26 protein-coding genes and 1 other RNA gene are annotated in these 21044 nt (G+C 37.9%); 25 read left to right on the forward strand and 2 right to left on the reverse strand.

Translation table 11 applies throughout. The features are described from left to right. The first annotated feature begins 23 nt into the window (after positions 1-23). From SHALO_RS03085 to SHALO_RS03100, 5 genes are all read left to right on the forward strand, one after another. On the forward strand, positions 24-1460 hold the full coding sequence (locus SHALO_RS03085; protein ID WP_158513703.1) for an efflux transporter outer membrane subunit: 1437 nt from the start codon (positions 24-26) through the stop codon (positions 1458-1460). 14 nt (positions 1461-1474) lie between these two features. Continuing rightward, positions 1475-1678, forward strand: a complete 204-nt coding sequence (locus tag SHALO_RS15430) for a hypothetical protein (protein WP_202968808.1) — start codon at positions 1475-1477, stop codon at positions 1676-1678. A gap of 31 nt (positions 1679-1709) precedes the next feature. Beyond that, the gene (locus SHALO_RS03090) at positions 1710-2600 is read left to right on the forward strand and encodes an HlyD family secretion protein (protein WP_202968809.1); all 891 of its coding nucleotides are present in this window, start codon (positions 1710-1712) and stop codon (positions 2598-2600) included. A gap of 57 nt (positions 2601-2657) precedes the next feature. Then, entirely contained in the window at positions 2658-4145 is a 1488-nt protein-coding gene (locus tag SHALO_RS03095) for a DHA2 family efflux MFS transporter permease subunit (RefSeq protein WP_238585278.1), read from the forward strand. A gap of 145 nt (positions 4146-4290) precedes the next feature. Then, positions 4291-4737: a universal stress protein gene (locus tag SHALO_RS03100; RefSeq protein WP_069477333.1), complete on the forward strand. Its 447-nt coding sequence runs from the start codon at positions 4291-4293 to the stop codon at positions 4735-4737. Between the two features lie 172 nt (positions 4738-4909). Here SHALO_RS03100 and ssrA read toward each other — a convergent pair. After that, positions 4910-5285, reverse strand: a transfer-messenger RNA (tmRNA) gene (gene ssrA / locus SHALO_RS03105). A gap of 74 nt (positions 5286-5359) precedes the next feature. Between ssrA and SHALO_RS03110 the strand changes: the two genes are divergently transcribed. Next, positions 5360-5878, forward strand: a complete 519-nt coding sequence (locus tag SHALO_RS03110) for a hypothetical protein (protein WP_069477334.1) — start codon at positions 5360-5362, stop codon at positions 5876-5878. Positions 5879-5963: 85 nt separating this feature from the next. Here SHALO_RS03110 and SHALO_RS03115 read toward each other — a convergent pair whose 3' ends face one another. Then, positions 5964-7562, reverse strand: a complete 1599-nt coding sequence (locus SHALO_RS03115) for a sensor histidine kinase (protein ID WP_069477335.1) — start codon at positions 7560-7562, stop codon at positions 5964-5966. 83 nt (positions 7563-7645) lie between these two features. Between SHALO_RS03115 and SHALO_RS03120 the strand changes: the two genes are divergently transcribed. The 19 genes from SHALO_RS03120 to SHALO_RS03210 all read left to right on the forward strand — a co-directional run bounded on the left by SHALO_RS03120 (position 7646) and on the right by SHALO_RS03210 (position 21035). Next, on the forward strand, positions 7646-8320 hold the full coding sequence (locus SHALO_RS03120; RefSeq protein WP_084010678.1) for a response regulator transcription factor: 675 nt from the start codon (positions 7646-7648) through the stop codon (positions 8318-8320). Positions 8321-8483: 163 nt separating this feature from the next. Next, positions 8484-9473: a TRAP transporter substrate-binding protein gene (locus tag SHALO_RS03125; RefSeq protein WP_069477336.1), complete on the forward strand. Its 990-nt coding sequence runs from the start codon at positions 8484-8486 to the stop codon at positions 9471-9473. Between the two features lie 105 nt (positions 9474-9578). Further along, the gene (locus SHALO_RS03130) at positions 9579-10142 is read left to right on the forward strand and encodes a TRAP transporter small permease (RefSeq protein WP_069477337.1); all 564 of its coding nucleotides are present in this window, start codon (positions 9579-9581) and stop codon (positions 10140-10142) included. Beyond that, positions 10129-11412 (forward strand): TRAP transporter large permease, encoded by a 1284-nt coding sequence (locus SHALO_RS03135; protein WP_069477338.1) that lies wholly within the window; start codon positions 10129-10131, stop codon positions 11410-11412. Before SHALO_RS03130 ends, SHALO_RS03135 begins: the two co-directional genes overlap by 14 nt. A gap of 105 nt (positions 11413-11517) precedes the next feature. After that, complete coding sequence (locus tag SHALO_RS03140) at positions 11518-11808, forward strand: nucleotidyltransferase family protein (RefSeq protein WP_069477339.1); 291 nt, start codon at positions 11518-11520, stop codon at positions 11806-11808. Then, positions 11801-12136: a HepT-like ribonuclease domain-containing protein gene (locus tag SHALO_RS03145; RefSeq protein ID WP_069477340.1), complete on the forward strand. Its 336-nt coding sequence runs from the start codon at positions 11801-11803 to the stop codon at positions 12134-12136. Before SHALO_RS03140 ends, SHALO_RS03145 begins: the two co-directional genes overlap by 8 nt. 203 nt (positions 12137-12339) lie before the next feature. Continuing rightward, positions 12340-13671 carry an OprD family outer membrane porin gene (locus tag SHALO_RS03150; protein WP_069477341.1) on the forward strand — a complete coding sequence of 444 codons (1332 nt, stop codon included), beginning with the start codon at positions 12340-12342 and terminating at the stop codon, positions 13669-13671. A gap of 163 nt (positions 13672-13834) precedes the next feature. Further along, the gene (locus SHALO_RS03155; RefSeq protein ID WP_025343812.1) at positions 13835-14116 is read left to right on the forward strand and encodes a type II toxin-antitoxin system Phd/YefM family antitoxin; all 282 of its coding nucleotides are present in this window, start codon (positions 13835-13837) and stop codon (positions 14114-14116) included. Then, positions 14103-14426: a type II toxin-antitoxin system RelE/ParE family toxin gene (locus SHALO_RS03160; RefSeq protein WP_025343813.1), complete on the forward strand. Its 324-nt coding sequence runs from the start codon at positions 14103-14105 to the stop codon at positions 14424-14426. Before SHALO_RS03155 ends, SHALO_RS03160 begins: the two co-directional genes overlap by 14 nt. A gap of 355 nt (positions 14427-14781) precedes the next feature. Then, complete coding sequence (locus tag SHALO_RS03165; RefSeq protein WP_025343815.1) at positions 14782-14979, forward strand: DUF2283 domain-containing protein; 198 nt, start codon at positions 14782-14784, stop codon at positions 14977-14979. A 235-nt stretch (positions 14980-15214) separates the two neighbouring features. Continuing rightward, the gene (locus SHALO_RS03170) at positions 15215-15430 is read left to right on the forward strand and encodes a CopG family transcriptional regulator (RefSeq protein ID WP_025343816.1); all 216 of its coding nucleotides are present in this window, start codon (positions 15215-15217) and stop codon (positions 15428-15430) included. Then, the gene (locus tag SHALO_RS03175) at positions 15420-15674 is read left to right on the forward strand and encodes a type II toxin-antitoxin system RelE family toxin (protein ID WP_025343817.1); all 255 of its coding nucleotides are present in this window, start codon (positions 15420-15422) and stop codon (positions 15672-15674) included. The genes SHALO_RS03170 and SHALO_RS03175 overlap by 11 nt, the downstream gene beginning before the upstream one ends. Positions 15675-15798: 124 nt before the next feature. Then, entirely contained in the window at positions 15799-16047 is a 249-nt protein-coding gene (locus SHALO_RS03180) for a type II toxin-antitoxin system Phd/YefM family antitoxin (RefSeq protein WP_025343818.1), read from the forward strand. Then, positions 16044-16304 carry a Txe/YoeB family addiction module toxin gene (locus SHALO_RS03185; RefSeq protein ID WP_025343819.1) on the forward strand — a complete coding sequence of 87 codons (261 nt, stop codon included), beginning with the start codon at positions 16044-16046 and terminating at the stop codon, positions 16302-16304. Before SHALO_RS03180 ends, SHALO_RS03185 begins: the two co-directional genes overlap by 4 nt. Before the next feature lie 126 nt (positions 16305-16430). Continuing rightward, a complete protein-coding gene (locus SHALO_RS03190) occupies positions 16431-17705 on the forward strand; it encodes an OprD family outer membrane porin (protein WP_069477342.1) in 1275 nt (424 codons plus the stop codon). Between the two features lie 158 nt (positions 17706-17863). Then, positions 17864-18154 carry a nucleotidyltransferase family protein gene (locus SHALO_RS03195; RefSeq protein WP_025343821.1) on the forward strand — a complete coding sequence of 97 codons (291 nt, stop codon included), beginning with the start codon at positions 17864-17866 and terminating at the stop codon, positions 18152-18154. Between the two features lie 217 nt (positions 18155-18371). Then, positions 18372-18626: a hypothetical protein gene (locus tag SHALO_RS03200; RefSeq protein ID WP_145923217.1), complete on the forward strand. Its 255-nt coding sequence runs from the start codon at positions 18372-18374 to the stop codon at positions 18624-18626. Between the two features lie 293 nt (positions 18627-18919). Next, positions 18920-20038, forward strand: a complete 1119-nt coding sequence (locus SHALO_RS03205) for an ABC transporter substrate-binding protein (protein ID WP_037961242.1) — start codon at positions 18920-18922, stop codon at positions 20036-20038. Between the two features lie 100 nt (positions 20039-20138). After that, positions 20139-21035, forward strand: a complete 897-nt coding sequence (locus tag SHALO_RS03210; RefSeq protein WP_025343824.1) for a branched-chain amino acid ABC transporter permease — start codon at positions 20139-20141, stop codon at positions 21033-21035. Positions 21036-21044: the final 9 nt, after the last annotated feature.

The following is a 21044-nucleotide window of genomic DNA, read 5'->3' on the forward strand; positions in this document are numbered from 1 at the left end:
TTATTATGAAAAAAGGGGAAATAATGTTTCAATACTGGAAATATTACTCAATGGGATTTCTAATTGCAGTTGGTTTTAGTGGGTGCACCAATTTTTTATCCAATGAGGCGGCACTTAAACCAAAGCCGATTGATGCATATTTGACATCAAAAACATTTGAAACCACGCAGTCTCATTGGCCTAGCGAGTTTTGGTGGAGGTCTTATCAGGATGAACAGCTCAATACTTTGATAGAAAGAGGTTTGGAAAATTCACCTGATATTGCCATCGTCTCTGCGAGAATAAAACAAGCAAGTGCCTATACACAAGGATCTAAATCACAGTTACTTCCGCAGGTTGGCACCAATGCAAGTGTATCGAGTGAAAAGTTAAGCTACAACTATGTTACGCCACTATCCACGGTTCCTAAGAACTGGAACGATTATGGACAAGCAAGTCTGAGCATGAACTGGGAAATTGATTTTTGGGGTAAAAATAGAGCGGCATTAGCCGCTGCAACATCAGAATTTGAAGCAATACAAGCGGAAAAAAAACAAGCCGAACTTATATTAGCGAGTGCGATTGCAACCGCTTATTCACAACTGGCACAACTCTATGCACTTAGCGATACGGTTGATGCCTCTCTCAAAATTAAACAAAATATTTTGGACCGTGTGGACGAGAAATATACGAAAGGGTTAGAAAATAAATCAGTCGTGAGCGATGCAAAAGCTAGATACATGAACACGTTTGGTGAATGGCAGGTCATCAATGAACAGATTGCCTTAACCAAAAATCAAATAGCCGCATTGTTGGGGGAAGGACCCGATAAAGGGCTTGAAATCAATCGACCGCGTATTAATGTAGACAATAAGTATGAATTACCCACGGAGCTTGCACTCAATTTACTAGGGCGCCGTCCTGATATTGTCTCCGCAAAATTACAAGTTGAAGCGAAAGAATCAAAAATAAAACAGAAAAAAGCTGCGTTTTATCCCAATATCAATCTTTCTGCAATGATTGGCGTTCAATCCTTAGGGATAGAAAATCTTACACAATCCGGCTCAGATATTGGAAGTGTAGGCCCTGCTGTGTATTTGCCAATTTTTACAGGTGGTCGTTTAGAGGCTGATTTAGAGGGCGCTGAAGCGAGTTATGAAGCAGCCGTAGCAAATTACAACCGCACGGTGGTTCATGCGCTACAAGATGTAGCAGATGTTGGCGTAAGTCAAAAAAGCCTTTCATCGCAAATCAAAACAGCCCAAGAGGGTGTTGATGCCGCACAGACGTCGTATGATGTGGCTAACAATCGTTATAAACAAGGGGTTTCTAATTATATAGACGTTTTGTATGCAAGTGATAATTTGAATGCAACCCAAAAATATTTAGTAACGCTCAAAACAAAATCATTGATATTGGATATTGCCATGAAACGATCTCTTGGTGGTGGATATCTAATGGTCAATAACACTCATAACTAAATAAAGGAATCAAAATGTCAGAACACGTTATAAATGAGACTCCCCATGCAAAGCGTAAAAAGATTCTCGTTGGATTTAGTGTATTCATAGCAGTTGTTGTCGCAGGAATCACTGTTTATTGGTTTGGTTACGGCTCACGATTTGTCAGTACAGACAATGCGTATACTGCCGTTGAGATTGCACAAATTGCCCCTTCTACGGGGGGGTACAATTCGTGAAATTTTAGTCAATGATACCCAAAGTGTCAAAGTGGGTGATGTACTGGTGAAAATTGACCAAGTCGATGCAAAAATTATACTTGAACAAGCAGAAGCTGACTTAGATCGTACGATTCGTACGGTTAAAGGGTATATTGCAAATGATGGCAATTTGAATGCCCAAATTTCAGCAAGAGAAGCAGATGAAAAACGCATAACAGCTCAGATGAGTGCCGCAAAAGCAGATTTAGAAAGAGCAACGATTGATTTACAACGCAGAGAAGCATTGATTGCTTCAGGATCAGTTTCCGAAGATGAATTAACCCGTATGAAAAATGCGTATATAACCGCTAAATCCAACTTTGAAGCACTGCAAGCAAGTGAATTAGGGGTTAAAGCCAATTTAAAAGCGGCGCTCTATTCAAAAGAGATCAATACCGCGCTTATTAGCGGAACAACGGAATCAAACCATCCTGAAATCAATGCTGCTCGTGCACGACTCGAACAAGCAAAAATTGATTTTGAGCGTACCGTTCTTAGATCGCCCATTGATGGCATTGTATCCAAAAGACAGGTTCAATTAGGACAGCACGTTCAACAAGGTACGTACCTTTTATCGGTTGTTCCTGTTGACCAAATACATGTCGATGCCAATTTTAAAGAAGCGCAACTTCAAAAAGTCAGAGTCGGACAAGCCGTAACATTATATGCCGATCTTTATGGTAAGCAGACCGTTTATCATGGTATTGTAGAGGGATTCTCTGGTGGAACAGGAGCCGCATTTGCTGCAATTCCTGCTCAAAATGCAACCGGCAATTGGATTAAAGTTGTCCAAAGAGTTCCTGTGCGAATTAAAATGGATACAGATGAATTAAAAGCTAATCCTTTGAGGGTAGGATTATCGATGAATGTTGAAATCGATACCCGTACCCGTATAAACTAAGAATCGATGATGTCAACTCATAATGCGGAAATAAAGCCGTTAGAAGGCACTGCCTTAATGATTGCAGCATTTATGCTTTGTGCGGCAAATTTCGTTGCTGTACTCAATATGACCATTGCAAATGTTGCCGTACCAAATATTGCTGGAAATCTTGGTTCTACGATGAGTCAAGGCACATGGGTCATTACATCCTATGCCGTGGGAGAAGCGATAACGGTTCCTTTAACGGGATGGTTTGCAGCACGATTTGGGGCTGTGCGTGTTTTTGTTATTGCGATGATCATGTTTGGTGTTATGTCTGCTTTGTGTGGTATGTCTAATTCATTAGGCATGTTGGTGGTTGCCAGAGTTTTCCAAGGGTTTGCTGGTGGGCCTCTTATGCCATTATCTCAAACGTTGCTCATTAAGATTTTTCCAAAAGAGAAAGTCGGTGCCGCCATTGGAATGTGGTCTATGACAACATTAGTTGCACCCGTCGTAGGACCCATTTTAGGCGGCTATTTATGCGATGAATACAGTTGGAATTATGTTTTTTTGCTCAATGTTCCCATCGGACTTATTTGTGGTTTCTTTGCATGGAAATTGTTGAAACACTACACAGATGTTATCAGTAAAAATCCAATTGATCGTATTGGGCTTGTCTTACTCATTGTTTGGGTGGCAGCATTTCAAATTATGCTGGATGAGGGGAAAGATTTGGATTGGTTTGCTTCCAATAAAATTATTGCACTTGCTACCATTTCACTGATCTCTTTTTGTATCTTTATTATTTGGGAATGGTATGAAGAACATCCAATTGTAGATTTGAAAGTATTTAGGCATCGAGGGTTTTGGGTCAGTATTCTTACGATAAGTCTCGCGTTTGCAGCGTTTTTTGGGGTGAATGTATTAACACCCTTGTGGCTTCAAAATTTCATGGGTTATACTGCCACTGATGCAGGTATTGCGACCTGCTGGATAGGGGTATCTGCATTATTAATCGCACCGATTGTCGCAAATGTTGCGGAGAAAATGGATGCACGAAAATTGATATTTTTCGGAATTATCGTTATGGGGTTAGTGACACTATGGCGTAGCATCACAACAACAGAGATAGATTTTTGGTCGATTGCGCTACCGCTTGCCATGATGGGTGTTGGTATGCCTTTTTTCTTTATACCAACAACGGGGTTAGCGCTTGGGAGTGTTGAAGAACGTGAAATGGATTCGGCTGCTGGATTGATGAATTTTTTAAGAACACTATCAGGTGCATTTGCAACCTCTCTTGTTAATAGTTCGTGGAGTGATCTTATCACTATTAAGCATGCGCAATTAGTCGATATTTCAGATTCTGACAATAGCTTTCGAATGATGTTTGAGCAACAAAATACTCCTGTAGACGTAACCAATCAGATGATAGATTCTCTTATAACGAGTCAAGCCGTTATGCTAGCGACAAATGAAGTGATGCTGTATCTAGGGGTTGCTTTTATTTGCGCTGCATTTGCCATATGGCTTGCACCTAAACCTACACGATTTGTCGAAGCGGGCAAGGGTGGACATTAATAGACTTCTTGCAAAGCTCATTTTGCAAGAAAAAAAAGTACCAAAGGTGTGTGGGCTTTCTGCCAAAGAAAACGCAGTGTTAACGTAGTCTTTAGAGCTTTGCTTTAAAGACATGTAAAGAGCTCTAATAAAGAAAGGAGTTACAATGTATAAAAAAATATTGGTACCAGTAGATGGGTCTGATTTATCAAAACAGGCTATCCAAAAAGCGGTTGCACTTGCAAAAGCGTTACATTCAGAATTGTACTTTTTACATGTAAAGCATATGGAAAATTTATTTTATCATGGTATGGTAGGTGTTATTTTTGATCCAAATGCTAAAAAAATATATGAAGAAAAGATAGATGACCTTTGCCGCTCTTTTTTGGAGGAAGCAACAACGCTAGCACAATCTCATCACGTGAAATCCAAGCAATTGCTTGTTGAAAATAGCGAACCCTATCAAGCCATTATAGAGTATGCAACGTTAGAAAAATGTGATTTAATTTTTATGGCTTCACACGGGTATAACGAAATTGAAGGTTTGTTGCTAGGAAGTCAAACCAATAAAGTTTTGGTTCATTCTCTTATCCCTGTCTTGGTAAGTAAATAAGTATGTGATTCTTTGTTACATAAAAATAGTTATGGTGTGTTTCGATGTAGGCTATGTAACAACTTGAGTAACATAAGAAGAAAATTTTAGATAGATTTTTAAAGGGGTATTTTCTTGACATCCCCATATTAGGGGATATTTGAATTGTACTAGACAGTTTAAATTTCTCGAATGGTGGAGCTGTGGGGGATTGAACCCCAGTCCAAAAATAGCCACCTATGACGTCTACATGCTTAGATATTGTTGATAGTGTTTAATTTTGCTTCGTACAACAATCAGAAAACTACGCAAAACGAGCCTTTAACTTCGCTGCATGTAAAGGCGTTCATGCAGTATATCTATCATAGCTATGATACTTCCCAATCCTCCTTAGATAGCATTAAAGGGAGAAGCAGTCCTTATGTATTAAACTTATGCAGCTAGTGCGTAAGCAGGACGATAGTTACTGTTGTTAGCAGTTATTGATTGAAGGTTGTGTAACGCAAGTCCTTCACTTCCGACATGCAGCCATAAGCTAAAACTACTCCTGTCGAAGCCATGTCAGCCCCATTCGAGAAACGGATTTTACCATAATAAAGAGGAAACTTTGCTATAATCCGCAAAAATATAGAAGGATTTTGTTTTGAAAAGATTTTTATCGTATCTTTGTGTAGCACTTTTGGTCTTATTGATGCAAGGATGCGCTTCTCGTACACCTCCCGCTTCAACGGTTACAACCTTTGCCAATGAAAAGCCAGATATTACCAACCCGAAACTTTCTAAGCTAGTTGGTAAAAACTATATCAAGGGAATTGTTCGCTCTTTGAAACAAGAGGCAAATTCGCAATTATGGAATTATGAGATTGATGGTATTGATACAACCAATGGAAAATTACCTTATGTGAACTTCAACCACAAAACAGTTCTTGCAAACGAGGGGGATCTCGTTTATGCTTCGTTTGATGGTATGCGTTTAACGGAGATGTTTGTGATCAAAGAGGGCTTTTACAAAGGTGGAAAACGTAATACCTACACACCGCCTGTTAAGAAAAAAAGCACCAGTACCAGTAAAAGTAAAAGCAGCGATGATGGTGGTGCAGGAAAACGTGACAAAGCGCACCAAGTGATAGGCGTTCCAAAAGAAGAGACCATTAAATTCTAAAGGTTTACTTTTGTTAACCGATCGTTTACTTTGAGTTCCTATACTTCTCTTAGCGAATTTCATATTTTCTTCTGAAAGTGAAGACTCAAAGGGGCGATCCGCCAAGCGTCTCTTTGAAACCTTTCTCCAACTCTATCGTAAAAATAGCTCCCCCATTTTCATTTCGTACTTCAAGTTTTCCTCTCATACTCTTTTCAATGATCAGTTTCGCCATATAAAGCCCAATGCCTGTACCCTCGTTTTGCTCTTTGGTGCTCACATAAGGCTCAAAGATTTTCTCAATAGGCGCTATCTTGATGCCTCCACCATTATCTTCAATGCTAAGACGTACCATTTGTTCGTCACTTTCAAGACTAATGGTAATTTTACCACCTTGTCTTCCTGAAGTGATGATGGCATCTTTGGCGTTAGACAGAAGATTGAGAACAACTTGTTCGTACTCACTTTTGTAGCCTATGATAAATTCATCGTGTAAGATATTGACCTCTATTTCGATCTCTTGATTGGTAATTGACATAGCAATGATGCGCAAAACGTCGTCGATAGACGTTTGAATGCTAAACATTTTTTTGTCTTTGTTGGGCATAAAGAAATTACGAAAATCATCGATGGTGTGGGACATATACTCGACAATGTTTTCTGCTTCAACGCATTTAATCTCCATTGCTGTTTTATCGAGCTTGTCCATATTGTATTTTAGTTTGAGCGTCATTAAAAGGGCTGAGAGCTGTGAGAGCGGTTGTCGCCATTGGTGTGCGATGTTGCTGATCATCTCTCCAAGGGCGATAAATTTGGATTTTTGGATGAGTAGTTGCTCTTGTTCGCGGTTTTTCTTGATCTCTTCTGTTACACGACTCTCTAGTGTTTTGTTGAGGTTTTCAAGCTCAAGTGTTTTTTGCTGAACCTGTTTATGGTAAGTGTTTAAAAAGCGTTCGATCCGTTTGCCTAGCATGACGGCAAAGGTATTGGCAATGAGTGCAAAAAGAAGAAAGATGATGATCGCTGATGTGATTTCAAGCTCCATCTTTTTTTTAAAGGCTGCTTTAGCGATGTCGATCTCTTTGTCAATATCATCGGTGTAAGCACCTGCGGCAATGATGATATTCCACTCTTTGTAGAGCTTAAAGTAAGACACTTTGGGGCGAATGATGTTGCTATCAGGTTTTTTGTAGATGTATTCGACAAAGGAGTAGCCTTTTTCGTGAATATCTTGCAAAAATATTTTACGAAATGCCTTACCATTTTCATCGGTATACGCATCGGAGATGTATTCACCTTCTAAATCAGGACGATTGGGATTGATGAGCATTTTGGCAAACTTGTCTCCACCGCTCATATGCTCCACCTGATACACAAAAATATAGTTGTGCTCTTGCCCACCGTAGCGAATATGGCGTATCCAGTCATACACCTCATGATGTAAAGCCTCTAAGGCACTTGGCTCCGTAAAGTTTGTTCGGCTCTTTTTAAATTCGATAAATTCAATAATGGCATCCACTTCACGTTTTAGAACATTACGTTTATTTTCAACGAACGTTTTTTTAGTATCTTCGATCTGTGCTTGTAAAATTTCATACTGCTTGCTAATGAAAAAGTACCCATTAAAAAGCATGAGTGAGCTGATAATAAAGATGGTACTAACGATAATGATCGTAGAGATATTGCTCTCTTTAATAATCTTCACAAAAAACTCCCACTGTGACTGCTATAATAATGAAAATAAAAAAGAATCATAGTCATTCTTTTGAGAAATGTAAAGGGTTGGAAATGGATGAAAAGATGTTAAAAAAGCTTGCGCCGTATAGAGTTTTGTACGCTGAGGATGAAGCAGGAGTTCGTAAAAATGTCTATGAACTGCTCAGCCTTCTCTTCAAAGAGGTTTATCTTGCAACGGATGGCGATGAAGCGTACACACTTTTTGTACAGCACAAACCAGACCTCATTATTACCGACATCAAGATGCCGCATTTAAGCGGTATCGATTTGGCAAAAAAGATTCGCCAGAACGATCAAAAAGCACATATCATTTTCATCACCGCATACACTGAGGTGGATTTCATGCTTGAAGCGATTGAACTCTCCTTGCTTCGCTACATCGTTAAACCCATCACGGAGCCTAAACTGTTTGATGCACTGGAAAAATTTTTGCAAGCGAAAGAAAAAGCACATCTTCAAGAATTAGCTCCAAGTTGGTATTATGATTCACTGCAAAAAATCATTACACATGAGAGTGACATTTATGAGCTTACCAAGAAAGAGGCAAAGTTCATTGAACTTCTGTTACAAAAAGATTCGATCATCTCTTATGAAGAGATTGAGCAGAAACTATGGGAGAGTGAATACATGAGTCTTAACGCACTTCGTTTGATGATTAAGAACTTAAGAAAGAAGCTACCAGAGGGAACTTTAAAAAATATTCAAGGAATTGGTTACAAATTGTAACACAAAAAATCAAGAAAAGTTTAATTTTACCCATTTTAGTTACAAAAAGAAACCATTGGAGCGTTATTCGTAATACTTTGAAGCTTTACATGTAAAGATACATAACTTTGACATAATTTTCACCTATAATCGACAGTGAAAATACTATGAATAAGGAGTCAACATGACTAAGTTTCTTAACGTAATGGCGCTAGCAACGCTTCTTGTTTCCTCTGCGATTGCTGCAGAATATACCATCAAAGTGACACACGTCGTGAGTCCAAATACTCCAAAAGGTATGGGTGCTGATTTCTTTGCAAAAAGAGTCGGTGAGCTCACCAATGGCAAAGTTGAAGTCGTTGTTTTCCCTAACTCACAGTTATACGGTGATGGCGAAGAGATGAAAGCCCTCAAACTTGGGAATGCTCACATCGCAATGCCAAGCTTCTCAAAATTTACCAGCATTGTTCCAGAGATGCAACTTTTCGATCTTCCCTTCATCTTTAGAGACAAAGATCATCTTTATAAAGTGTTAGATGGCGAAGTAGGGCAAGTTCTGAAAGATAAAGTCACCGCAAAAGGTTTCGTTGCGCTTGATTATTGGGATGCAGGCTTTAAACACCTCTCTTCCAATAAAAAAGCAATTTTGACCCCACAAGATGCGGAAGGTCAGAAGTTTCGTATTATGAGCTCACACGTTTTGGAAGCTCAATTCAAAGCGATTGGCGCAAATCCACAAGTCTTGCCATTTTCAGAGGTTTACTCAGCATTGCAACAAGGTGTTGTCGATGGTGCTGAAAATCCACTTTCAAACTTCTATACCAAAAAGTTTAACGAAGTTCAAACAGACTTAACCCTCTCTGACCATGGTTATCTTGGTTACTTGGTCATTATGAGTGAGAGTTTTTGGAAAAAATTCCCAGCGGATTTAAAACCAATGGTCCTTCAAGCGATGAAAGAAGCCACAGTATATGAGCGAAAACTAGCGGCACAAGATGACGAAGAGATGCTTGCAAAATTAAAAGAGTATGCAAAAACATCAGGCAATCTTAAAATTCATACGCTAAATGCAGAGCAAAAAGCGGTATGGCAAAAAGCGATGGAAGCGATCTATCCACAGTTTTACACTGTCATCGGCGAAGATCTCATCAAAAAAGTTCAAGCGGTTAAATAGCCCAAGAAAAGGCATCTTGTTACAAACGCAAGATGCCTTTTTTTGTATCTGCGCCTTTATGGCTTAAAAGACTTTATGTAAAAAGTTTTGATAAAAAGAGAAGAGATGAAAAAATATTTTACAATCCTCGATTTAGGGGTTATGGCAATCAATAAAAATATTGCAGTTTTTGGCATTGCCTTGGGTGTTATTCTTGCCTTTACAAACGTGGTACTGCGCTATTTTTTTGAGATGAGTCTTACGTGGGCAGGAGAGCTTACCAACTATCTTTTTATGTGGTCAGCGCTTTTTGGAGCCGCGTATGGTTTCAAAAAAGGAGTTCACATCTCTGTGACGATGCTTTTGGAGAAATTACCACCCATGATGGCAAAAATCATTCTGATGGGGGCACATCTGTTTAGTTGTCTCTATCTTGCATTGATGTCCTATTTTGGGTACGAATTGGTTTTGATGTTGATTGATTTTGGTGAGATGAGCATTGATCTTCGCATTCCGATGTGGATTCCGCACCTTGTTTTGCCTTTTGCTTTTATCGGCGCGGCATTTCGTGCAGGAGAGAAAATTTTTGAAGTGGCTGCAACGGACGCAAGTAAAGTGGTCGTGAACAGCGAACTTGAAACACTGCATGATTCATTAGAAATTAGAGGAGTTAAAGATGTTAATGCTTAGTATATTTGGATTACTCTTCCTCTTGATGTTCCTAGGCGTGCCCGTTTCGGTCTCTTTGGGTGCGAGTACGCTCATTACCGCCTATTTTTTCACCGATATGGATTTGCTGGGCATCACTTCCCATGTATTTGATGGACTCAATAAGTATTCGCTGATGGCAATTCCGATGTTTATTCTAGCAGGCTCTTTCCTCTCCAAAGGTGGAGCAGCGCATCGTATCATTGAGTTTGCAAAGTCGATTGTTGGGCATCTGCCCGGTGGTCTTCCTATCGCAGCTATTTTTGCTTCGATGATCTTTGCAGCCGTCAGCGGTAGTTCCCCTGCTACGGTTGCGGCGATTGGCTCTGTTATGTTTAGCGCGATCAAAGAGGCAGGCTATCCAAGAGGGTATGCCATCGGTACGATTGCAACATCAGGAAGTTTGGGTATTTTGATTCCTCCTTCCATTGTTTTCATCGTTTACGGTGTTACCGCCGATCTTTCTATTGGTAAACTTTTTATGGCGGGTGTGATACCTGGTATTATGATAGGTTTTATGCTGATGCTACTAACGTATGTTGGTGCTGTACGCCTTGGCTTTAAGCGTCAAGAACCCGCTCCTTTTAAAGAGCGTTTGAAAAAATTTAAAGAGGCTTTTTGGGCGTTGATGCTTATTGTCCTCGTCATTGGTGGAATTTACGGTGGTATTTTTACGCCAACAGAAGCGGGAGCAGCGAGCGCAGTGTACGCATTTTTTGTTTCAGTGTTTGTCTATAAAGATCTAAAACTCAAAGATGTCTATCCTATTATATTAGAATCAGCACTTACCAGTGCGATGATCTTCTTTGTCATCGCCAATGCGATGATCTTTGCGCATTTCTTAACTGACGAGACGATTCCTCAGCAAATCACAAAAATGATTATGGAAGCGAATGTTGGACCGATCATGTTCTTGGTTATTGTCAATATCTTGTTGCTCTTAATGGGACAATTTATGGAGCCAAGTTCTATCGTTATGATTACCGTGCCATTGTTGTTACCATTGATTCTTGCCCTTGGCATTGATCCGATCCATTTTGGTGTTGTTTTGGTTGTGAACATGGAAATCGGCATGATAACCCCACCCGTGGGACTCAACCTTTTCGTAGCGGCAGGTATGACGGGACTAAGCCTCAAAGAGGTTGTTGTAGCCTCTCTTCCTTGGGTCGCCGTTTTATTTGTAGGACTTCTATTAGTAACCTACATTCCTATGATCTCTTTGTGGTTACCACAGCTGATGTACGGCATCTAAGCTTTACATGTAAAGCATTCCGAAGGCAGGTTTCTGCTTTCGGAACCTGCTTCCTTACTTGTGATATAATTCCTTCATAACATTATGAGACAAAGGCTTTTAATCATGACAAAAGCATATATTTTAAATTTTTTAGTTTCCCATAAAGAAGAGTTAGCGCATAAATACGGCGTCACAAAAATCGGTTTATTTGGTAGTTATGCAAGAGATGAACAACGAGAAGACAGTGATATAGATATTGCTGTAGAAATAGAAAGTAATAATAAATTTAGAAGTTTTTTTAATTTGAAGTATTTCTTAGAGGATAATTTTCATAAAAAAATTGATTTAGGCATTGAAAGTACCTTAAAACCAATTGCTAAAAAATATATTGAAAAAGAGATTTTATATGCCTAAAAGAGATATTGAGCTTTATTTGCAAGATATTGAAGAATCAGCAAATGCCATTCAAGTCTATATTGCAGATATTGATTTTGAAACTTTTTGTAACGATAGAAAAACCTACAGTGCCACGATAAGGGAATATACCATTATTGGAGAAGCTATTTCTCAAGTGATTGGTATGTTAGAAGAAAAAATACCTGATTATCCGTGGAGAATGGTAAAAGATTTTAGAAATTTTATTGTTCATGAATATTTTGGAGTTGATGCCAAGATCGTTTGGGATTTAACCAAACTTGAACTAGGTACACTACTTCATTGTGTTCAAACGCTCCAAAAATAGACCTTTCTAAACTTTTCCCCAATATGCAAGCGCATAAAAGTTAAAAGTTTAGCCCTGACCCCATTTTACTTCTGACCCCATTTTGCTTTATAACAATTTGATTACGAAATGCCACATTGTGTGACATTTCTTTAAGAATTTATTGTAATTTTTTATTTTTTGTGATAGACTTATTTCGCCTTTAAAAAATTCAAGGAGATAATATGAAATTAGCTAAACTTAGCTTGGCGGCTATCGTAGTTGCAGGTCTTGCATCTAGTTCTTTTGCAGCAAGTGAAACTCTTGCAGACGCATTTAAAAACGGTAAAGTAAACGGTGAATTAAGAGCATGGTATTTTGACAGAGATACTGGTACAACATCCGAAGACCTTTTTAGTACAGGTGTTATGCTTGGTTACGTAACTGATTCATTCTACGGGTTGAGTTTGGGACTAACAATGCAATCAAACTATGCACCAGATGCAGATACATCAGCAAAACAAATGTATGATGGTGACATGTATGGTTCAGGTGCAGTGCTTTCTGAAGCGTATGTTGCATACACAATTGGCAAAACAACTGCAAAAGTAGGTCGCCAATTTATTTCTACTCCTCTTGTAAATGGTTCTGGTTCACGTATGGTTAAAGAGTCATTTGAAGGTGCATTACTCCTTAACACAGACTTACCACAAACAACATTGGCAGCAGGGTATGTTTCTAAATTCCAAGGAAGAACATCTCAAGTAACTGGTGATGGATACCCAACTGCTGTTAATGGTGAAAGCGATATTCCTGACTTCTCAAAAAATGCTGTATTCTATGGCGCAGGCAACTTCACATTTGATGGCGCTTACACTATCTTGGCTATTAATAAATCCATTACAAACTTAACCATTACAGGTCAATACGTATTAATTAATGATGTAGCTGGAGCAACAGTTGGCGATACTGATGTTTGGGTTGGTGGATTGGGTTATATTGTACCTATGAGCAACTTTAAAATCGGTTTAGATGGTGGGTATCAAGCATCTAAAACTGATAAATACAATGCTGCTAATAATGCAGACATTGGTTTTGACGGTGGTATGTATGGACTTCAAGCGTCAATCATTGATCTTGCTGGCTTTGGTCTAAAAACAGCTTATACATCAGTATCAAGTGACGACAATGTTATTCTTGGTATGGGTAATGGTGCTGGTGGTGCTGTTGCATTTACTGCTCCACTTATCGCTGGTGCAAGTAGAGTATCAACAGCTGATACGGATGCGTTTAAAATCGAAGCATCTTATGATTTTACAAACGTGGGCGTTGCTGGTTTAAAATTAATGGCTAACTATATCTCAATTTCTGCTGATGGTACTGTTACTGGTTCTACTGGTTCTAAAGTAATTAGACCAACAGATTGGACATATTGGGCAGGTCAAGTTGCTTATGCTATCCCAGCAGTTAAAGGCTTGACAGTATCTCTTGAATACGAAGATGCTAAACAAGAGCCAGATGGACAAGCGACAGTTGATAGTGATGAACTTAGATTCAGAGCTAACTACAAATTCTAATTTTTACGATTCTTAAATCTTAAGGAGTGGCCTTTGCCACTCCTTTTTTTTATCCTCCCTTCTCGGGGTCGGAGCTAAACTTTTAACTTTCCAATATACGCATTTAATACCAAATTAAGTCTTTATTTAATACTATGGTACCATCTTGAAAGAGGAGGAAACAGTGTATTTAAGTCAAGACATTAAGCCAATCAGCTATCTCAAATCAAATACAGCACATGTTGTCAATAGTGTTACGGAAACACGAAGAGCCATCTATATAACACAAAATGGTGAGGCGAAAGTTGTCGTTCAAGACATCAAATCATTTGAAAATACTCAAAATATGCTGACACTTCTTAAGTTAATTGTGCAAAGTGAAAATGAGATGAATGACACTAAAATAATTGAACAAGAAGGTATGTTTCTTTCCCTTGAAGCGAAACTTTTTCATGAAACTATATGAGGTTTATTGGACACATAGTGCACAAGGAGATTTAGAACATAGTGTTGAGTATATAAAGCTGGATAGTTTAGATCTTGCTAAAAAGGTCTTTTTTGAAATCAAAGAGTCTTGCGATGCGTTGTACCATTTTCCAGAACGAAAAAGAGTTGTGCCAGAACTGAGCTATATTGGCATCACCCATTATCGAGAAGTTATCCATAAACGATGGCGAATCATTTTTAAAATAGAACGAAATGCTGTCTTCGTTTTATTGGTAGCAGATAGCAGTCGAAATTTTGAAGATCTCCTTTTGCAACGCCTCCTTAAATAGTTCAAATAAATTTCCATATCCTCCCTTTTCAAGGTCAGGGTTAAACTTTTAACTTTTTACAACAAAATATATAATCTCTTTGTTCAACTTTATATTTTGATATAATGACACAATGAAATATAAATTAACTGGGCATGCTATAGATGTCATGACTTCAGAGGTATCACGATAGAGTGGATTGAACGGGCAGTTGAGTCTCCATCTTTTCACACCAGCATTTCTGATTTTGAAGAACATTTTTTTAAAACTATTGAAGAAGTTTCAAATTGGTGCTTAAAAGTAGTGGTTAATCCAACAAGTATGAAGATAGTCACTGCCTATTTTGATAGAAACATGAGAAAAAAAGGATGCAAAGATGAAAATTAAATACGATAAAGAGATAGATGCCATTTATGTCATACTATCATCTGACGTGATAGTTGAGAGTGAAGAAAAATTGAAAGATATCATCGTTGATTACAATGACAAAGATGAAGTTGTTGCGATAGAAGTATTGAATGTCAAAGAAACTACACACGAAATTGATTTGCCATTTATTCTAAAAACTGCATAACCGAAAAATTATCAAGCAAATAAAATCTTTAGGAGGAATGAAATGAGTACTTTAATCTTACTTATGGGAGTATCTTTTTTTAGTGTTTTGGGTTATATTGTTTATACTTCTCTTAATTTAGAACTCTAAAAAGATTATCGCTTATCAATAAGGAGTTATACTTTTAACTCTTCAACCTAATAAATTTGCCCCTCAAAGTATGGTATACTATGGTAATTATTTTAAGGAAAATACCATGACTAAAAAAATAACCATTACTTTGGAAGAGACTCTTATTGATGAATTAGGTCTTATTGCACTCGAAAGTGGAAAGAAAAAAGCTCAGGTCATTCGTGAAGCCTTACAAGATTATTTTGATGTACAAGCTGTTAGTAAAACAGTACAAGAGTACAAAATGGGTATGCTCAAAACCATCTCTCACAAAGATATAAAGGCTGAACTTGGCTTATGATATTATTTATGACCCAAAAGTTCTCAAACAACTCAAAAAATTAGACAAAGAGATAGCTTCTTTGATACTTGAGGGTATAGAATCTTTCGCAAAGAGTCCTGTGCTTACCAAAATTAAAAAACTTAAAACACCGTTTGATGGGGCATATAGACTTCGCATTGGTGATTATAGAGTTATTTTTTATCATGAAGAAAATCTAATGCTTATTTCTAAAGTTGCGCACCGAAAAGATGTTTATCTGTAAATTATAGCATTAAACGTTTACATGTAAACGTTTAAAGTTCAGTCCTCCCCGATAAATTCACATCGTCTTGACAAATAAACTATCTTGTATTAAAATGCCAATATATTGTCAAAAGGAGCTTTAGATGCAAGCCATTTTTTATTCACAGGCTAGAAATAACCTAAGAAGTATTATAAGCAAAGCATGCACGGATTTTGATCAGTTCATCATTACAACAAAAGATAATCAGTCTGTTGTGCTCATGTCCTACGATGAATACAGTGCCATCAAAGAAACAATGTACCTACTTTCTTCAAAAACTAATAGAGATAGGCTCTTAGATGCTGTTGAAGAGATTGAAGGTATGAAATTTACATGTAAAGAAATTGCATGATCATTGGCTTTGCCGCGAAAGGATGGGAAGATTATCTTTATTGGCAAGAAAATGATAAAAAAATTGTAAAACGCATCAATCTACTTTTAGAAGATATTAAACGAAATCCACATGATAGCAATGGTATTGGAAAACCAGAACGACTAAAAGGTGACTTGGAAAAATACTTTTCAAGGCGTATTACTGCAGAGCATCGATTGGTTTATAAATTTTTGGATGATTTAATTATTGTGGCACAATGCAGATTTCATTATTAAATTTTTTTTAAACCTCTTTAATTTCTAAAAAGCTTACTATTTCATCACACATTTATTTGACTTTATTACTTTTTTTTGTATACTTCTGATTGTAACCGAATGGTAACCAAAATTTAAGGAGAAAATATGAAATTAGCTAAACTTAGCTTGGCGGCTATCGTTGTTGCTGGACTTGCATCTAGCTCATTCGCAGCAGACACACTTGCTGACGCTTTTAAAAATGGTACAGTAAATGGTGAGCTTAAAGCTTATTATTTTACAAGAGATAATGGTAATGATGATTCAGATATCTTTACAACAGGTGTTATGCTTGGCTATAAAACAGCATCATTCTATGGCTTTACTCTTGGATTAACGGCTCAAGGTAGTTCATCTCCTTTTGCTGATGATGATGCAAAAGGTGAGAATGGCAATACTGCAAGTTTTGTAAGTGATATGTATGGTTCAGGTGCTGTACTATCAGAGGCCTATATCGCATATAACATCGGTAAAACAACAGCAATGGTCGGACGTATGTTCTTAGATACTCCCCTTGTAAGTGGTAGCGGATCACGTGTCATTAAAGAAGCGTTTGAAGGCGCTGCAATTATCAATACTGACCTTCCAAACACAACTTTAATTGCTGGTTATGTTCAAAAATTCCAATCAAGAACAAATCGTGATGGAGATGTTGGTGAATTTACTAAAACATTCTCAACAAACTCTTCAGTTAATGCAGAACTTGATAATGGTGGATATACATTTGCCGTTATCAATAAATCAATCACTGGTTTAACCTTAACAGGTGCATATGCGTATGCTGATGTATATGCAGCAGCAGGTGCAGTTGATGGTGGTGTTAATATTGGTTATATTGAAGCACTCTATGAAGGAAAAGTTGGCGAAATTGGCTATACCCTAGGTGCACAAGACTATTATAATAGTTTTGAGGATTCTACAACAGCTGATGATAGCATTAATTTATATGCATTTAAAGCTGGTTTAAGCTTTAAAGGTATCAACGGTACTGTAGCATACTCTCAAGTAAGTGATGATGCCGTAGCAGGTGATGCCCTTATTTCTGGATTAGGTAATGGCGCTGATCTTCTTTATACTGACCCTATCATTGCAATGAACGGTTACAACAGAGATACAAAATCATACCTTATTGATTTAAATTATGATATAACTGAAGCAGCAAACATTGGTGTACGTTATGTACTTGCTGATGGATATTTAGGTGCAACATCAAATCCAAAGACTGTTACATCAGATAAATACGAAGCTTCTTCTTCAGCTGTGTATGGTTCTTATAAATTTGCAGGTGCTCTTAAAGGATTTAGCCTTGGTGCTCAATATGAGAAACAAGATAAAGATGTTGATGGCGACGATCTTTGGGTTAAAGCTAACTACAAATTCTAATTCTCGCTTTTTAATCGCTCCGTCTTGTTATGAGGCGGAGTTACTCTCTCTTCCCTATAACGTGTTCTTCGCTATAAATTACGAATCATACTCCAATAGACTTCTTGCACAGCACCGAATGTGTTATAATGTAAGTAATCAATTTATAGGAGGCAGATATGAGTCGTGAAGATATTTTATCTTTTTTACAATCACATAAAGATGAATTCTATCAAAAGTATTCTGTCACAAAAATTGGCTTATTTGGTAGTTATGCAAAAGGTACAGCAAGCAGTGAGAGTGACGTGGATGTCATTGTTCAGCTTGATAAACCAAACCTTTTAACGCTCTCAGCGATTCGCCAAGAATTGCAAGAAACTTTTAAAATACCTGTCGATGTCATTCGTCTCAGAGAGACAATGAATCCTTTTCTCAAACAGCAAATTACACAAGAAGCCATTTATGTCTGATGCTTTAGTATTAGAGACACTAAAACAAATCGCAAGTGCAGCAGAAAGAATCTTATTGAAAAGTGATCTTCAAGCTTCTTAACAGCCCCGACTTTTCTTACCAATTTTTTGTCTTCTTGATCACTACTTTACTCTAACTTATAAAAGCTTATTTTTTTATTGTTTTTGTTATAATGATTTCTATAAGGTTTCAACTCTTATGATCTGGAGTATAAACATGCCACCTATTGATAAACTTAAAGAAGAACTTGCTGTTTTAAGAGAAGAATATAAAAATCTTTTTATTTTCTTTTTAGCTACAATTACGGGAACGGTAACAACTTTTTATCAAGCATTGACACATCAAGTAGAGTTTTATATTATTATTTTGTCTGCACTTGGGTTTGGCGTTTCGACTTTTGTATTGCTTCTTTTGAAAAAAGTCAGAGAGAAAATTGATAAAAATATTGATGAACTAGGGAGTTTAAAATGATGATACTAACGACAATCATAGGTGGCATCTTAATTGCAGGGCTTTTAATGTATGCGGCGAAAATAATGGTTAGTGTTAAATAAATAGCGACAAAGATATAGCTTTACATGTAAACATTAAACAGTGATCTTCAAGCATCCTAAAAGCTCTCATTGTTTTCGTAACAACCTTAATCTTTTTTGAAAAGCACTTCCCTTATCTGCACATTTTTTATACAGCAACACTCCAACTTTACATTCAACCTTAAGTAACTTTCTTGTAATATATTTTCACAACTATACTAAGGAGTTTTCATGAAGAAACTAGCTCTGCTTGCTACCTCTGTTGCGCTTTTAGCATCGTCTTCTTTTGCAAAAGAGATCAGCGTAGGTGTTACGATGTCTATGAGTGGACCGCTTGCGGCATACGGACAAACTGCATATGAAGGTATTGAGTTTGCAAATGCTTTGCAGCCAAAACTTAAAAATGGAGACACCATTAAATTGGTACTCATCGATACCAAAGGTGATAAAGTAGAATCTGCGAATGCAGCGACACGACTTATCAGTTCTGACAAAGTTGTGGGAATCATTGGTGAGCTTACCAGCACCAATACCGCTCAAGTCATGGCAATTGCTGAGAAAAAACAGATCCCTGTTATCTCTCCTGTTGCGACTAATGATAAACTTACTGAACAAAAAGAGTTTGCAAACCGTGTTTGTTTTACGGACTCTTTCCAAGGTGCGGTTGTTGCGAACTATGCAACTAAAGATCTTAAACTTAAAACGGCGGTTGTTGTCGTCGATCAAGCGCAAGTTTACTCTCTTGGTCTTGCAAAAGCTTTTGTGGATGCGTTTACAAAAGCTGGTGGTAAAGTAGTAAAAGAGATCAAAGTAAGCTCAGGCGATAAAGACTTTAAAGCGGTTGTTTCTCAAATTAAAGCTGCAAATCCTGACATGCTCTTCTTGCCAATGTATCACCCTGAAGTTTCTATGATCGCGCGTCAAGCAAAACAAATTGGGCTTGTTAAACCAATGTTCTCAGGCGATGGTGTTGCCAATCAAACCTTTATCGATTTAGGTGGCGACGCGGTTGAGGGTTACATGTTTACAGACTTCTTTGACTATGCTGCACCTCCGACACAACGTTCAAAAGATTTTATTGCGGCATATGCTCAAAAAACTGGCAAACAAGAGGTTAACTCTTTTGTGGCGCTTGGTGCAGATGCGTATAACGTTATGCTTGATGCAATGAATCGTTGTGCCAATCCAGAAGACAGCATTTGTATCAACAAAGAGATCAAAGCTACGGCTAACTTTGAAGGCGTATCGGGTGTTATCAACATGGATAAAACCGGTAACTCTACACGTTCAGCGGTTATCAAAGTCGTTCAAAATGGCAAAGCAGTTTACAAAGCAACTGTCAATCCATAAATTCTTTTCTCTCTTTACATGTAAAGGTGTAAAGAGAGATTTTAGAGCAATTTCCACTTGCAAAAGTGGGCATTGCTCTAAAATATTTTAGGAGATCTATTTGGATTTAACAATGTTTATGCAACAAATGATCAATGGCTTTAGCCTTGGTAGTATGTATGCGCTGATTGCCATTGGTTATACGATGGTATATGGAGTATTAAGACTCATTAACTTCGCGCATGGCGATATTATGATGGTGGGTGGATTTTTAGGTTATTTTGGTATTGCTGTACTGGGGCTTCCTTTTGGAGCAGCTGTTATTTTGGCTATTGTTGGCTCAGCGCTTTTGGGTATGGCGAGCGATCGCATTGCGTATCGACCGTTACGAAGTGCTCCTAAAATTTCACTTTTAATTACCGCTATTGGTGTCAGCTTTTTCCTTGAAAATGCGTTTAACGTCTTTTTTGGTGGCGTTCCTAGAGCGTTCCCTGTGCCTGCTTATTTGGAAGAAGTGGTTAACTTTATGGGCTTAATGATGCCTGTTTCAGCGATTATCGTGCCAATTATCACCGCATTTTTACTGGCAGTTATTTTATGGGTTTTGTTTAAAACAAAATATGGAATGGCAATTCGTGCCCTTGCTTTTGATGTTGGAACGGTCAATCTGATGGGCATTGATGCCAATCGTATCATCACCCTTGTTTTTGGTATAGGATCAGCGCTTGCCGCCGTCGGCGGTATCTTTTGGGCGGTGAATTACCCTTCCGTTGAGCCGATGATGGGTGTGCTTGTAGGACTCAAAGCGTTCGCCGCTGCGGTTGTTGGAGGTATTGGTAGTGTTGGAGGTGCCGTACTTGGAGGTTTAATTATCGGTTTTACGGAAGTCGTTGTGATTGCTTTCTTCCCTGAACTGGGTGGTTATAAAGATGCCTTTGCGTTTATTTTCCTGATCTTAATCCTTCTCTTTAAGCCTACAGGTATTTTGGGCATTGATTTTGAAAAAAGTAGGTTTTAAGATGAATAC

Origin of the sequence: Sulfurospirillum halorespirans DSM 13726 (assembly GCF_001723605.1) — a bacterium.
Lineage (GTDB): Bacteria > Campylobacterota > Campylobacteria > Campylobacterales > Sulfurospirillaceae > Sulfurospirillum > Sulfurospirillum halorespirans.